We start from the raw sequence: 14,809 nt of genomic DNA on the forward strand, positions 1-14,809 counted from the left end.
CGCTGGACCCGGTGCGTGGGGCACCTGGACAGGAGTCATCCGTGGAGGATGAATGTCGCACGTCAGCCACCTGGGGGAGATCGCTCCGGCGAGGTCGTTCCAGCCGGTCGCCCGGCTCCGCCTCGCCGAGCGCCGTTCGGCCGACTCGCTCGCGGTGGACGGCTGGCGCGACAGCTACGCGCGGGTCCTCCTGCTGGTCGACACGGCGGTGCTGGTGGTCGCCGTGGCCGGGGCGCAGCTCGTCCGCTTCGGACCGACGGGCGCTCCCGAGTCCCGGGTCCAGGGCATTGCGGTCTCCTACCCCGTCGTCGGGATCGCGTTGGCGGTCGGTTGGTGGATCTCGTTGCAGGTGCACCAGGCGCGCAACCCCCACGTGGTTGGACACGGGGCCGAGGAGTACCGCCGCATCGTCGTCGCCACGTTCCGGGCGTTCGCGGTGCTCGCGATGCTGTCCGTGGCCTTCAAGGTGGACTCGTCACGGCTCTACCTCGCCATCGCCTTCCCCCTCGGGCTGGGTGGCCTCCTGCTCGGCCGCAAGATCGCCCGTGTCCACCTGCGTCGACGCCGGCTCAAGGGCGACGCCATGGTCAACGTCATGGTCGTCGGCGGGTCGGGTTCGGCCAGCCAGCTCGCCGGCTGGTTCGCCAAGCACGCGGCAGCGGGGTTCCGGGTCAGTGGCGTCTGGGTGCCCGACGCCCACGAGGCGCGCGTCAACGAGCTGAAGCTGGGGTCGAGCCGGGTGCCGGTGATGTCGACGCGGCTCGCGTTCGAGGAGGCGCTCGCCATCTCGCGGGCGACGACCGTGGTCGTGACCGACACCGAGCACCTGGGCCACGAGGCGCTGCGCGAGCTCACCTGGCGACTGGAGGGCACCGGTATCGACCTGATGCTCTCGCCGAACGTCCTGGACGTGTCGTCCTCCCGACTGAGGCTGCACGACGTGTCCGGCATGCCGATGCTGCACCTCACCGAGCCGCAGTACGCCGGCGCGGCTCGCCTCGGCAAGACCGCCTTCGATCGCATCGGAGCACTGGTGCTCCTCCTGGCCCTGGCTCCCGTCCTGCTCGCGGTGGCACTGGCCGTCAAGCTGACCAGTTCCGGATCGGTCTTCTACCGCCAGAGCCGGGTGGGCCGCGACGGGGAGTCCTTCGCCATGGTCAAGTTCCGCTCCATGCGGGTGGGCGCCGACGCCGAGCTCGCCGCCCTCCTCGCGGCTGAGGGGAAGTCGCTCGCAGCGCTCCCCAAGCTCACCCAGGACCCGCGCGTCACCCGGGTCGGCGCGTTCATCCGGCGCTTCTCCCTCGACGAGCTGCCCCAGCTCTTCAACGTCGTCAGGGGAGACATGAGCCTGGTGGGGCCCCGGCCCCAGCGCGACTTCGAGGTCGAGCAGTACGACCACGTCGCCACCCGACGGCTCACCGTGCGACCGGGGATGACCGGCCTGTGGCAGGTCTCGGGCCGCTCGGACATCTCGTTCGAGGACGCGATCAGCTTGGACGTGCACTACGTGGAGAACTGGTCGATGACTGCCGACCTCATGATCTTGTGGAAGACGGTCCGCGCAGTCGTTGCCTCCGATGGGGCGTACTGAAGGACCGTCGTGGACACTAGGCGGTGCCCATGACACATCTCGGGAAGTAGGCAGCATGCACGGGAGGTCCGTCTCCTTGGTGACGGTGACGTACAACAGTGCTGCAACCCTCCAGCACTTCTGGCATGACTGGCCGGCCGACGTCTGCGAGTGGATAGTCGTGGACAACGCTTCCACCGACGGCTCGGCTGACATGGCCCGGTCGATGGGGGCCCGCGTCGTCCAGCTCGACGCGAATGTCGGATTCTCGGCCGCGAACAACAGAGGCGTCGAGGAGGCCGGAGGAGATGTCCTCGGTTTTCTCAACCCCGACATTGCGCCGACGCGAGAAGGGATCGCCCGACTGGCGACTCGCGTGACGGCATCGAGTGCCCTGGTGGCCCCACAGCTCACGAACCAGGACGGGTCGCTGCAGGAGAACGGGCGCGGTGCACCGTATCCATGGCGGAAGCTCGCGCACATGTTCGCCCCGGCATCGAAGACCAACAGCCGATACGTGCGCCATGTCGATTCGGGCCTGGAACGAGTGGTGTGGGTCATGGGCGCCGCAGTGTTCATGTCTCGGGACGTGTTCGATGCCATTGGCGGGTGGGACGAGGGATATTTCATCTACTACGAGGACTCCGACATATGTCTACGCGCGCTGCGCGTCGGCGTGCCCACGTACGTCGACGGCGAGGTGCGGTGGGTCCACGGGTGGGCCAGGGAGACAGCCAAGGGAGGATCCCTCTCCATCTGGAAGCACGAGGTGCGATCAGGGCTGCGCTTCTACCGTCATCACTTCAGCTGCGTGATGCCCCTCGGGTCTCAGGCGAGGGCGATGCGCTCCATCGAGCGTCCACAGAAGGGACTCTGGGCATGACCATCTCGTTGGTGATGACGGTGCTGAACGAAGCCGTCGGCCTACCCGCGTTCCTGAACACCCTGTCGCGACAGTCACGTCTTCCCGACGAGGTAGTGGTGGTGGACGGCGGTTCCACAGACGGCACCGCCGAGGTGTTGGAACAATGGTCTCGTGACTCGGGCATCCCGACCCTCGTCCATACCTCGCCGGGCGCCTCCATCTCCGAGGGGCGGAACGAAGCGATCCGCCTCGCGACTGGCGACTTCATCGCCGTCACAGACGGTGGGACCACCTTGCACCCGGAATGGCTCGCTGGGCTCGTCGCGCCTGTCGATGCAGGTGCTGACGTGGTGTCGGGTTGGTTCGAGCCGCAGTACTCCGACTTCTGGTCAGGGACGATCGGCGCCACGATCACGCCTCTTCTGGCAGAGGTCGAACCGGAGACCTTCTTGCCGTCGAGCCGTTCCGTCCTCTTTCGCCGCTCACTGTGGGAGCACGTCGGCGGGTATCCGGAGTGGCTGGACTACTGCGAGGACCTGTTGTTCGACCTGGCGATGAAGGAGACGGGAGCGAAGTTCGTCTTCGCGCCGCAGGCGGTCGTCTCATGGGACGCCCGTCCGAGCGTCAGGGCCTACGCCAAGCAGTACTACCGATACGCGCGAGGCGATGGGAAAGCGCACCTGTGGCCGAAGCGGCACGGGATCAGATACGGCAGCTATGCCCTCGGCGTCGGTCTGATCGCCGCCGATCGTTCGGCAGGAGGATCTCTCCCGCTGCGTATGACGATGCTCGCCGGCGGTGCCGCCTACACCAGCAAGTACGCCCGCCGAGTGATCGCCCGCCGTGCCAAGCTCGGGGCGTCGTGGCCGGTCTCGTTGGCCCTGGTCCCGGTTCTTATGGCGGTGGGTGACGCCGCCAAGATGGTCGGCTATCCCGTTGGCCTGTGGTGGCGTCGAGCCCACGACCAGAGCGTGTAGATCCAGTGCGTGACGTGGGAGCGATCATCGTCCACCATCGACACTTCCCGGAGGTGACGAGGACCATCGGGGCGATCTTGGCGTCGGGGGTCGAGCCGACATCGCTGGTCGTGGTCGACAACAGCGATGACGAGAGGCTCGCCGCCGATCTTCGGCGCGGTGTGCCGACCGGCGTGTTGCTCCAGTTTGTTCCGAATCGCGGATATGCCGCTGCTGTCAACGCCGGCCGGAGCGCACTCTCCGCCGCGGACCCCAGCATCATCGTGGTGGCGACGCATGAAGTGATGCCGGAGGCAGGTGCCCTGCTGATTCTTGTGGACGCCGTGCGAAACGACGCGACGATAGGTGCTGCGGGCCCGACGCTGCTTCTCCCAACCGACGAGGGCGACACTGAGCGGGTCTGGTCGCTGGGCGGACGCCTGAGCCCGGTCCTGGGCTGGCCGCAACATGTCCGGAGCGAGCCGAACGGTGCGGCCCCTGCGCCACGCGACTGGTTGGACGGCGCTTTGTGCGTCTATCCGGCCAAGGCCTTGGCTGAACTGATGCGGGAAGACTTCTTCATGTACGTCGAGGAGCTCGAGTTTCATCGCCGTCTGCGGGCATTGGGATGGAACGTGGTCTGGGTGCCGTCGGCGCGGGCTGTCCAGGACACCGAGGGAACTCCGCCCTACCTGCAAGCGCGCAATCTCCAGCTCTTCTACACGTCGTGGGGCTCGATGGCTCAACGGCTTCTTTCGGTGCCCGCCCTGATCATCAGGCAGGGCCTCATTCGGCTGTTGCGCAGACAGCAGCCGATCCCGGCAACTCGTGCGGCATTGCTGGGTTGGTGGGGTGCGTGGTTCCACGACACGGACCTCCGCGACAGTGCACACGGTCCAGGCAGCCACAGAGAGAGCTTCAGACGTTACTGAGTGAGGTCCTCCTCATCGGACGCCCGACGCCCGACCACCAACGCATGAAATCATGGAGCTCATGGAGACCTTGACAGTCGACGACGTCGAGCTCGTCGCTGCGGTGAACGATTTCCGCATTCTCGAACAATGCCTCAAGAGCTCACCGGACGTCCGGGACGGCCGGGTGACGCTCACCCTGATCCAGGGGGAAACCCGTCCCGGCAAGGCGTTCAACGACGTGCTGGATGCCTCCGCGTCACGCCTGATCGTCATCGTTCACCAAGACGTGTACCTGCCGGCATCCTTCGTGCCCAGGCTCTTGGACGAGATCAACCGCTTGGCCGAGGTGGATCCAGACTGGGGAGTGATCGGCTGCATTGGAGCCGACGAGGACGGTGTCGTGCACGGAAAGATCTGGGCATCCAGCGTGCAGGCCGAGGTGGGGAACAAGTGCACCTCGCCGACCCGGGTGGAGAGCCTGGACGAGGTCCTCCTGGTGTTGCAGGGAGGTACCGCTGTGCGTTTCGACGAGGGCTTGCCGAGCTTTCACCTGTACGCGACGGATCTCGTCCAATCAGCGAAGCAGGCTGGACGTTCGAGTTACGTCGTTCCGATCCAGGTGGTGCATCACAGCAAGCGACTCGCTGACCTTGGCGGGGGATATCGCACTGCGTATCGATATTGCCAACGCAAGTGGGCACACGTCCTGCCCGTCCCGACTCTCTTCGGCGGGCTTCGGCGAGGCATGGCCCATCTCTTGGTGGCCGACCTGCGGATTCGCCGAGCCAATGGGTGGCGACGCGCGCGACCTGAACCCGTCGGCAATCCCGCTCAGATAGCTCGTGACCTGGGGTACGAGGCGCCCTGATGCGCCTTGTCCCGTCACTTCACCCGGGTCGACCAGCCATCCTCAACACCCCTTCCGTGGTTGCGATAGGTCGCTTTGTCTCGCTGTTCTTCTCACTCGCGACGGTCCCCGTCGTGGCCCGGGCGCTCGGGCCCGATGGTCGAGGAGTCAGCGCGACGATGCTCGCTGTCATCACGTTCTCGCAAGTGATGCTCGGTCTGGGTGTGCCGCTCGCCGTCAGACGGCGGGCAGTGGTGATGGATGACCTCACTGGCGTCATGAACAGCGCCAGATTGTTTGCGGCACTGACCATCGTCCCCGCTTTGGTGATGGGCTTCCTCGTGGATCTCTCCTTCTTCGGGTCCGAGACGACCAGCAGTCGTATCGCGTTCTTCATAGGAATGGCGGCCGTTCCTCTCGCCGTGTCCTGGGCCACCGACGTGAGCGTCTTGGTGGCTCGTGAGCAGTACTTGCGCATGGCGGTTCTTGGTCTCATCCAAGCGGCTACATCACTTGTCTGTGTCGTCTCCTTCTGGCTGGCTGGAGGACTGGACGTCGCGAGCGTCCTCTACGCCAATCTGGCGGGGAGTGTGCTGACGTTCGTGGTCGGTCTTGCGTGGGTGCGTGTCCCGCTGCGGAGGCACCACGAGTTCGCGAGCCTCCTACGGGAGGGAGCAAGCCTGACCGGCGGCCAGCTGGCCAGCGTCGCGTCGGGGCGACTCGATCAGGTGCTGGTCCTGGGTGCCTTGGGGTCGACCAGTGCCGGCCTCTACTCCGTGGCCGTCACCATCGGGACGCTCCCGCTACCCATCGCACAGGCTGTCGGAGCGGGTGCGTACCCCAAGTTCGCCAACGGCGATCGAGAGGCCACGACAAGTGCGATGCGGCATTGCGCGGCGCTCGGGATCGTCGCAGCGCTCTTGTTGGCAATGGTCTCCCCGTTCCTCATCCCGATTCTCTTCGGTCACGAATTCGCGGGCGCTGTTGGCGCCACGCTGGTCAGCGTGCTGGCCTCGGTGAGCGTTGGCATTGCCTTCGTCACCTCCATGGCTCTTGCGGGTGCGCGCATGGGTAACCGCATGACGGCTGCACAGACCGTCGGGCTAGCTGTCGGCCTCGCGCTGCTGACCCCGTTGGCGATGTTGTGGGGGGTGGTTGGAGCGGCGGTCGCAATGCTGCTGGGAACCGTGACGACGACGACGATCTCGCTGCACTTCCTGAGGCTGAACCCGTTCAGCATCTTTCCCAGACCAGTGGACTGGGCCGGGGCTATTCGGTTTCTCGTTCGCTGAGCGTCGACGCCCGGCACGTGAGGGGCGTGGTGACGGTGTGACACGATGGACTGGTGCTGAGAATCCCTCGCGATCAGATCCGCGAGCGTGCCGTGTCTGTTCGCCTGCGACTGGAAGCCGCGCGTCTCAAGCGGCCGTATGCAGTCGTGTGGGGCAACTGTCAGGCCAGTGCGGTCCGACGATTGTTGAAGGCTTCTCCGGGCTTCGCAGGTCGGTTTGACGTCGCGTGGCTCCCTGGGGTCCACGAGGTGAGCGCGGACCAGCTCCCCGTCGTGCGCCGCATTGTTGAGGGAGCGGACGTCGCCATCGTGCAGCCTGTGAGAGATGGCTATCGCGGCCTGGCTGTCGGAACTGAGGAGATCCTGGCGCACAACGCGAAGGAACCCACGGTGCTCCGCTATCCCGCCATCTACTACACCGGGCTCCACCCTTACCTGGTCTACGTTCACGCCACGGGTGAGCTAGGCACACCCATGCCAGTGACCGGGGGCTACCACGACCTCCGCTTCATCTCGGTGGCCTCAAGCGGTGCAATGGGCCGCGAGGCCGAGAGTCGGTTGCTCAGCCTGGTGGGCGACGAGGAGGCGCTACGACGGAATGCGCAGGAGTCCTTGTCCGAGCTGGCAAGGAGAGAGCTCTCTCTGGACGTGCGTGTCTCGCACCGGATTGATGCGTTGGGCGTCGAGGCGGTCTGGACGGTCAACCATCCTTCCAATGCGCTCCTTTCAGAGGTTGCCACTCAGGTGAGCGGGCATCTGGGGCTCGAAGGCACGCCCGCGCCTGGCATGCAGGAACTCCTGCAGTCCGTGGTTTCTCCCGTACACGCAGACGTGCGTGCGGCCTTGAAGCGTCCGGTTGACGGCTCGAACGAGTGGAAGGTCGACGGCACGGCCCACCATGACCTGAGTGTGATGCACGCGCATCTAGCTCACTATCGCGACAATCCGCGGGTCCTCCAAGTTGCCCAGGACGAGCATGCGGAGAAACTCGGCAGGTTCGGACTGATCAACTGACCGTCAACCCGAACCGGTTGTCGGCGCGGGAGTCAATTGCGGCGAAGCATCAGGGTCGTGCCTCCACTGAGGCTCCGTCGTCGTGTCCCTCGCTGCCGCGGCGAGACGAGTATGCGAACGCCAGTGTCATGAACAGCAGCGCGGCGATTTGGGGCCACGTGGTCAGGGCGACCACGAACCCACAGCCCAGCAGCCCCATCGCGGCGAGAGAAGCCGTTCTTGCGTTCCTCAGCCCGTTGATCGCGATGATGATCCAGACGACGTAGACGACCAGCCCGAGGTAGCCGAACTTCGAAGCAAGGAGCACCGGTTCGGCGTCGATCGAGATCGACACGTCAGACACACCTCGAGCATTGGAGAAGATGAAAAGGACACCCTGGGGGAGACCCGAGAAGCCGTGCCCGAGGGGCGACCCGGCGAGCATCTCGGGAACGAGCGAGTACAAGGCCGGTCGGTACGCGGTGCTGTACTCCTCGGTGGTGGAGTCGTTGATGACGTTCGTCCAGTGGTAGATGGACAGCCACGCGGTGACAACCACGGCGCAGAACAGGGCCACCTTCAAGAGACCTGGCCGTCGAGCGAACCAGTGGGTGAGGGACGGGGCGAGTGTCAGGACGGTGAGCGCCCCTGATACTGCCATCGGCCCTGACGATCCCGTTGAGTAGACACCTGCCAGCAGGAGCAGGACAGACGCCAGCCGAACCGCGCGCCTCTTCAGGCAGGGCGTGAAAGGGATGCCGATCGCGAGGAGCAGGCCCAACACGATGGGGTGCTGCACGAAGACGAGGGCCCTGTCCAGGTCAGCCTGCTCAGTGGAGCCCAGAATTCTCGAAACGCGGACGTGCTCGTACGTTGCGAGCGCCGCCATGATCAGAGCAATGCGCACATATGTGCGCATGAACCTCTGCCACATCAAGGGATCCCGGGAGAGGGCGTAACCAATTGTGGTCGCCATAGGCAGGATGGCGGCAACCACAGCCATGGTCGGAAGGGGCGACGCGGTCGAGTCGGAGGGGAACAGTGCTGCCGTCGTGACGACGAAGAGTGATGTGAGGTACATGGGCACTGTCCATCGAGCCTGCAGCCCGGCGCCGCCGTGCATCACGAGAACCAGCGCCAAGGACGCGATAACCGGTATAAAGCCGGTGACTCCAGAGCGGATTGACAACTGGACCGTGAAGCAGACCACCACGAATGCAAGCAACGAGAGCTGAGACGGCAGGTTGCGCGCCGGGGTCGCAACCGGACGCCTCATCGCCATTGCGGTTGTCACGCTGCCTCCCTCGCTGCGCGACTGTGGGGCTGCACCATGCTCGCACTTTTCTGAATCATGCGTGGGGCTTCCGCCGTGACCGCGCCCATGTGCCCAACGTCGTGCGAGCAGTCGCCACGGGCTGGCTCAGCCAGCCGCGGTACAGGCCGTACCCCCGGTAGTGCGGGGGCACCTTGCCGGCAAGTCGTCGCCCTAGGAGACGGCCCGACAAGACCGCCCGTCGTTGGCGTTGCAGGGGTTGGACGCCTGCCACCGCGTCCAGCGAGAGTTCCCGCACGACGATGACGCCGGACTTGATCGCCGACCGGAGGACTTCAAGCCCACGAGGAGTCCGTGCGATGACCACCGACGACCCGTCGTTCTCGGAGAAGACAGGGAAGCCCTTGGCGTCGGTCTTCCAATAATCGCCCACAGCGATGTCGGCAAACTCGCCTGTACCGTCGACACAGAGCTTGCAGCGCCACTGGAGGTCCCTACCGAGGTGCTGGCCCCAGGACTCCTCGTAGCTCAGGGTGCTAGTGCCGGCGATGTCGGACGCCGCGAACGAGCCGGGCCACCCGTCGCCGCGATAACGAAGAGACGTCAGGTTCTCCACGTCTCTGCCGATCGCGGTGACGAGACGATCTGTCGCGTGCTGCGACGGCGTTCCGGCACAGAAGAACGAGATCATCAATGGGGGAGCACCAGCCCCAGGACTCACGCGGTGGTAACCCCGAGCCGCAGCAACCTCACACGGCTTGGCGACCAGCACCTGGTCCTCAGCGCCAGACCACTGCGACAAGGTGGCCACGGGGGCGTAGCGAGACCCCGCGGCTGCCAACGCCTCATCGCGTGAGGTGATGGTGATGGGAACGGTACGCGATGCCTTCGTGGGCGAGCTGGCGACGCAATGGGTGCCAGACGCCTCACCGGCTTCGACGAGACCCAGGGAGAGAGCAGTGATGACGCCACCGCTGCTTCCTTGACGACGGACCTCGGGATCTGCGGCCCAGGCCTCCCAGGCTCCGAGGTAGCGACCAAAGGTCGGATGAGAGTCTCCCGCGGACTCGGGAGAAGCGAGGCCTACGCCCGGACACACGCTCTTGAACTGCTCGGCAAGGTCGTTCGATGAAGATGATTCGAATCGAGGCTGGCAGACCCTCGGCCGGAGGAAGCCGTCGGCAGAGTCTTCGATCACGATTCGGGGGTCAAGCAGGGCGCATGCACCACACCCGGAGCAGTTGTCATTGTTCAGGACTCGTGCGACCTCGACCTCTAACGGGTCGCGGTCGGTCACTCGCCCGCGGAGCCTTAATCGCGCCATTGCCGTCAGTCCGTCCGGTCGAGAGTCGGGGCCCTATCCCACCGGACTGGACCTGTGCCTACTGTGCGTCGCGTCAACGACCGTCTCGAACAGGGCTCGAGTCGAGTGCCACGCTGAGACTGACCTTCTCCAGGATGTCTGCTGCCCGTTCATTCACCTGATTGAGCCGCTCGGTCGGGGGATCGGATCTCCACCGCTGCACGAGCGCGACTGTTTCTGGCACAGGGTCGTTGTCGTGATGCAGGTTCTGGACGTAGTCCCATCCCAACTGCCGCAGGAGGGGCTCGAACTTCCGCGAGTAGGCCCACGGGATTGCGGGAGTTCCGACGGAGATAGCGTTGAGGCACGCGTGCATACGTGACCCGATGACGACCTCCCCAGTCGACAGCCATTCGCGCGCCTGCGTCAGGTCGCTGGGAATCAACAACTCAACGGTGTCGCCGAACTCCTGACGGAGTGCTCTGGCCACCGGCACGTCGTTGTCCCCCGAGGGGTTGTCCAAGACATGCGCCAAGAGGGCAACGTCGCGCCCCACCGATTGAAGCTCGTTGATCAGAGCGCGGATCGCTTCGCGGTAAGCGCGATGATCCACGTGCGTGTTGTCTTCGAACAGCAGTCCCGACACATTCAGGATCACGTCTCGTGACTTGACCCCCGTGGGGCGTGGCAGTGCGAAGACCACGTCCGTGGCCAGTTGGGCATCTGCTCGACCCAGCGACACCGCGTAGTTCTGGCTCTCTGGGTCCCGAGTGATGACACCGCTCATACCTCGAAGGGACCGGGCTCCGATCGCGCGACCCACTCTGGTGCGAAAGGGTCCGATGGTCTGGGGAGCCATCACGATCGGGATTCCCAGCTGGCGTGCGATCCGATGGACGTTCGCCATGATGGCGAGTCGCTTCAGGCCGTAGATATCGGTGAAGCTGTCGCCTGCTCCGGTGTCCATCACGACGTCGAACTCGCGGAGCCTCGTCTTGAGCGGCCCAGACGCCCTGCCCAGGTCGCGCACGGAGTTGGACCCGCCGAAGGACAGGCCGGAATCACCCGGCGCGAAGTCCTGGAATGCGACTTCGACATCGCGCCCCCACATGCGAGACGCCAGTGCAGCACTTCCCTCGGCCAGCACCCTTACCCCGAGGTTGCTGGAATGGTGGTCTGCCCAGAGGACGAGAACCTTCATCGAGCCTTCTCCACTGCGAGCAGACCTACGATCCGCTGTTGATCATCCCGGCGCCGACGGTGACGCCGGTCGCCTCGTCGATCAGGATGAACGATCCCGTGGTGCGGTTCTTGGAGTACGGGTCGCACAGCAGCGGCACAGTGGTGCGCAGCTGGACGCGGCCGATCTCGTTGAGGCCGAGCTCCTTGGTGTCCTGGTCGCGGTGCAGGCTGTTGACGTCAAGGCGGTACTGGATGTCCTTGACCATCGCCCGCGCGGTCCGGGTGGTGTGCTTGATGGCGAGCTTCTGGCGCGGACGCAGCGGCTCGTTGGTCATCCAGCAGATCATCGCGTCGATGTCCTGGCTGGGCTTGGGCGCGTTGTTGACGCGAGCGATCATGTCGCCGCGCGACACGTCGACGTCGTCCTCGAGGCGCACCGTGACCGACATGGGCGGGAAGGCCTCGGTGATCTCCTGGTTGAAGAGGTCGATGCCCTCGATCCTCGAGGTCATGCCACTCGGCAGCACGACGACCTCGTCACCGGGCTTGAGGACTCCACCGGCCACCATGCCGGCGTAGCCGCGGTAGTCGTGGAACTCGTCCGACTTGGGGCGCACGACGTACTGGACCGGGAACCGGACGTCCTGGAGGTCGCGGTCGGAGGCGACGTGGACGTGCTCGAGGTGGTGCATCAGCGTGGGCCCGTGGTACCAGGGGGTCTTCTCGCTGCGCGTCACCACGTTGTCGCCCTGGAGCGCCGAGATCGGGATGACTTCGAGGTCCGGGATGTTGAGCTTGGTGGCGAAGGCGGTGAACTCGTTGTGGATCTTTTCGTAGACCGCCTCGTCCCAGTCGACGAGGTCCATCTTGTTGACCGCCAGCACCAGGTGGGGCACCCGCAGCAGCGACAGCAGGACGGCGTGCCGACGGCTCTGCTCGGTGAGGCCCTGGCGGGCGTCGACGAGCACGAGGCCGAGGTCGGCGGTGGAGGCGCCGGTGACCATGTTGCGGGTGTACTGGATGTGGCCCGGGGTGTCGGCGATGATGAACTTGCGGCTGGGCGTCGCGAAGTAGCGGTAGGCCACATCGATGGTGATGCCCTGCTCACGCTCCGAGCGAAGACCGTCGGTGAGCAGCGCCAGGTCCGTGTAGTCGTAGCCCTTGGACTGCGACGAGGCCTCGACGGCCTCCAGCTGGTCCTCGAAGATCGACTTGGAGTCGAGCAGGAGTCGTCCGATGAGCGTCGACTTGCCGTCGTCGACCGAGCCGGCGGTGGCGAAGCGGAGCAGGTCCATCGGCGCGCGTCCCTCGTGGGCCTCGGCGACGGGAGAGATCTCGGGGCTCATCAGAAGTAGCCTTCCTTCTTGCGGTCTTCCATGGCCGCCTCGGAGAACCGGTCGTCACCGCGGGTCGCGCCTCGCTCGGTCACCCGGGCGATGGCGATCTCGTCGATGATCTCGGCAGTGGTGGATGCGGTCGACTCCACGCACCCGGTCTGCGACTTGTCGCCGACGGTGCGGAAGCGGACCATCTTGGTCTCGACGGTCTCGTTGCCCTTGGGCTGCACGGCGTCGGACAGCGAGAGCCACATTCCGTCGCGGAGGATGACCTCGCGCTCGTGGGCGAAGTAGATCGAGGGGATCTCGATCTGCTCGCGGTCGATGTAGTGCCAGATGTCCAGCTCCGTCCAGTTGGACAGCGGGAAGATCCGCATGTGCTCGCCCGCATGGATGCGCCCGTTGTAGAGGCTCCACAGCTCGGGACGCTGCATCTTGGGGTCCCACTGGCCGAACTCGTCACGGTGGGAGTAGACGCGCTCCTTGGCGCGGGCCTTCTCCTCGTCACGGCGGCCTCCACCGAAGGCGGCGGTGAAGCCGTTCTCCTCGATGGCGTGGAGCAGGGCGCCGATCTGCTGGCGGTTGCGGGAGGTCTTGCCGTCATCGACGATGACGCCCTGGGCGATCATGTCCTCGACGCTGGCGACGTGCAGGCGCGCGCCGAGGCGGTTGACCCAGTTGTCGCGGGTCTCGAGGACCTCGTCGAAGTCGAGGCCGGTGTCGACCTGGAGCAGCGGGAACGGCAGCTTGGACGGGTAGAACGCCTTCTCCGCGAGGCGGAGCATGACGATCGAGTCCTTGCCACCGGAGAACATCAGGACCGGCTTCTCGAACTCGGCGGCGACCTCACGGAAGATGTGGATCGACTCGGCCTCGAGCTGGTCCAGCTGGCTCAGCTGGTAGTCGGCGTGCGTTTGGGTCATGACAGACGGGGGGCCTCTCTAGGGACAGCAGCCCACATCGTAGCCATCGCCCAGCCGATCATCGGCATCACGCTCGCGGAGGAGACTCCAGCACGAGGGTGACAGGCCCGTCGTTGACGGATGCCACCTTCATGTCGGCGCCGAAGACCCCACGCTCGACGGGCGTGCCGAGCCGCTCGAGCTCGGAGCACACGGCGTCGTACAGGGGCTCGCTCACGGCACCCGGAGCGGCGGCCGACCACGTGGGTCGACGACCCTTGCGGGCGTCGCCGTACAGGGTGAACTGACTGACGACCAGGACGGGAGCGCCGACGTCGCCCACGGACTCCTCGTCGCGCAGGATCCGGACGTCGCGGATCTTGCGGGCCGTCCAGGCGGCGTCGGCGAGGGTGTCCTCGTGGGTGACCCCGAGCAGGATCAGCAGGCCGCCGTCGATGCTGCCGACGACCGCACCGTCGACGGTGACCGACGCGGACAGGACCCTCTGGAGCACGGCGCGCACGGGACGACCCTAAGGTGCTCCCATGGCTGACGGACTGTTGATCACGGTGGCACCGACGGGTGCCGAGACGAGCAAGGCGGACTGCCCCCAGCTGCCCACCACCCCGGAGGAGATCGCGGCCACGGCCGCGGAGTGCGAGGCCGCCGGCGCGGCGATGATCCACCTCCACGTGCGCGACGGCGAGCACGCCCCGACCCTCGACCAGTCGCTGCTGCGGGAGTGGGTGGCCGCGGTCCGCGAGTCGAGCAGCCTGGTCGTCCAGCTGTCCAGCGGCGGCTCGGTCCACGACCCGCTCGACAGGCGCCTCGAGGTGCTGGACGCCGAGCCGGACTCGTGCAGCCTGACGATGGGCACGACCAACTTCGGCGACGACGTCTTCAGCAACCCGTGGCCCTTCGTCTGCGAGCTCTACCAGCTCGCCCAGGAGCGCCGGATCGTGCCGGAGTTCGAGCTGTTCGACCTCGGGCAGGTGCACGCGCTCGGGCGCCTCCTGAAGACCTACGGCCTGCCGCACGGCGGCAAGGTGCACTGCGACTTCGTGATGGGCGTGCCCGGCGGGATGCCCGGCACGGCCGACGCGCTCGTCGCCGGCGTGGCGATGCTGCCCCCCGAGGTGACCTCCTGGTCGGCGACCGGCATCGGTCGTACGACGCTGTCGGTCGCCCTGGCTGCGCTGTCCAAGGGCGGGCACCTGCGCGTGGGCATGGAGGACGTGCTCACCATCGCCCGCGGGGTCCCGGTGGAGAGCAACCGCCAGCTGGTCGAGCGGGCCGTCGAGCTCGGGCGCCTCGCGCAGCGCGAGCCGATGACGCCTGCGCAGTGCCGCGAGCTGCTCGGGATCTGACCGCCCCCG

14 protein-coding genes are annotated in these 14,809 nt (G+C 66.0%); 8 read left to right on the forward strand and 6 right to left on the reverse strand.

Annotated elements, in window-relative coordinates:
- Positions 1–52 precede the first annotated feature (52 nt).
- From ASG94_RS13005 to ASG94_RS13035, 7 genes are all read left to right on the forward strand, one after another.
- On the forward strand, positions 53–1,591 hold the full coding sequence (locus ASG94_RS13005; protein WP_056926867.1) for a sugar transferase: 1,539 nt from the start codon (positions 53–55) through the stop codon (positions 1,589–1,591).
- Between the two features lie 79 nt (positions 1,592–1,670).
- The gene (locus ASG94_RS13010) at positions 1,671–2,453 is read left to right on the forward strand and encodes a glycosyltransferase family 2 protein (protein ID WP_162260814.1); all 783 of its coding nucleotides are present in this window, start codon (positions 1,671–1,673) and stop codon (positions 2,451–2,453) included.
- Positions 2,450–3,412 carry a glycosyltransferase gene (locus tag ASG94_RS13015; protein WP_162260815.1) on the forward strand — a complete coding sequence of 321 codons (963 nt, stop codon included), beginning with the start codon at positions 2,450–2,452 and terminating at the stop codon, positions 3,410–3,412. Before ASG94_RS13010 ends, ASG94_RS13015 begins: the two co-directional genes overlap by 4 nt.
- A 14-nt stretch (positions 3,413–3,426) precedes the next feature.
- A complete protein-coding gene (locus ASG94_RS13020; protein ID WP_162260816.1) occupies positions 3,427–4,323 on the forward strand; it encodes a glycosyltransferase family 2 protein in 897 nt (298 codons plus the stop codon).
- Between the two features lie 52 nt (positions 4,324–4,375).
- On the forward strand, positions 4,376–5,173 hold the full coding sequence (locus ASG94_RS13025) for a glycosyltransferase (protein WP_056926870.1): 798 nt from the start codon (positions 4,376–4,378) through the stop codon (positions 5,171–5,173).
- Positions 5,173–6,444, forward strand: a complete 1,272-nt coding sequence (locus tag ASG94_RS13030; protein ID WP_082624168.1) for an oligosaccharide flippase family protein — start codon at positions 5,173–5,175, stop codon at positions 6,442–6,444. Before ASG94_RS13025 ends, ASG94_RS13030 begins: the two co-directional genes overlap by 1 nt.
- A 146-nt stretch (positions 6,445–6,590) precedes the next feature.
- Complete coding sequence (locus ASG94_RS13035) at positions 6,591–7,457, forward strand: WcbI family polysaccharide biosynthesis putative acetyltransferase (RefSeq protein ID WP_235537287.1); 867 nt, start codon at positions 6,591–6,593, stop codon at positions 7,455–7,457.
- Between the two features lie 49 nt (positions 7,458–7,506).
- Here the strand turns inward: ASG94_RS13035 and ASG94_RS13040 are convergent, their stop codons facing one another.
- The 6 genes from ASG94_RS13040 to dtd form a co-directional block, all read right to left on the reverse strand.
- The gene (locus tag ASG94_RS13040) at positions 7,507–8,730 is read right to left on the reverse strand and encodes a hypothetical protein (RefSeq protein WP_156411574.1); all 1,224 of its coding nucleotides are present in this window, start codon (positions 8,728–8,730) and stop codon (positions 7,507–7,509) included.
- 55 nt (positions 8,731–8,785) lie between these two features.
- Positions 8,786–10,033, reverse strand: a complete 1,248-nt coding sequence (locus ASG94_RS13045) for a Coenzyme F420 hydrogenase/dehydrogenase, beta subunit C-terminal domain (RefSeq protein ID WP_056926874.1) — start codon at positions 10,031–10,033, stop codon at positions 8,786–8,788.
- Between the two features lie 73 nt (positions 10,034–10,106).
- Positions 10,107–11,213 (reverse strand): polysaccharide pyruvyl transferase family protein, encoded by a 1,107-nt coding sequence (locus tag ASG94_RS13050; protein ID WP_056926875.1) that lies wholly within the window; start codon positions 11,211–11,213, stop codon positions 10,107–10,109.
- 25 nt (positions 11,214–11,238) lie between these two features.
- Positions 11,239–12,540, reverse strand: a complete 1,302-nt coding sequence (locus ASG94_RS13055; RefSeq protein WP_056926876.1) for a sulfate adenylyltransferase subunit 1 — start codon at positions 12,538–12,540, stop codon at positions 11,239–11,241.
- The gene (cysD, locus tag ASG94_RS13060) at positions 12,540–13,454 is read right to left on the reverse strand and encodes a sulfate adenylyltransferase subunit CysD (RefSeq protein ID WP_056926877.1); all 915 of its coding nucleotides are present in this window, start codon (positions 13,452–13,454) and stop codon (positions 12,540–12,542) included. Before cysD ends, ASG94_RS13055 begins: the two co-directional genes overlap by 1 nt.
- A gap of 67 nt (positions 13,455–13,521) precedes the next feature.
- Complete coding sequence (dtd, locus tag ASG94_RS13065) at positions 13,522–13,956, reverse strand: D-aminoacyl-tRNA deacylase (protein WP_056926878.1); 435 nt, start codon at positions 13,954–13,956, stop codon at positions 13,522–13,524.
- A gap of 22 nt (positions 13,957–13,978) precedes the next feature.
- Here dtd and ASG94_RS13070 point away from each other — a divergent pair, with 22 nt between their 5' ends.
- A complete protein-coding gene (locus ASG94_RS13070; protein ID WP_056926879.1) occupies positions 13,979–14,800 on the forward strand; it encodes a 3-keto-5-aminohexanoate cleavage protein in 822 nt (273 codons plus the stop codon).
- The last annotated feature ends 9 nt before the right edge of the window (positions 14,801–14,809 follow it).

Source organism: Nocardioides sp. Soil805, assembly GCF_001429625.1.
Taxonomy (GTDB): domain Bacteria; phylum Actinomycetota; class Actinomycetes; order Propionibacteriales; family Nocardioidaceae; genus Nocardioides.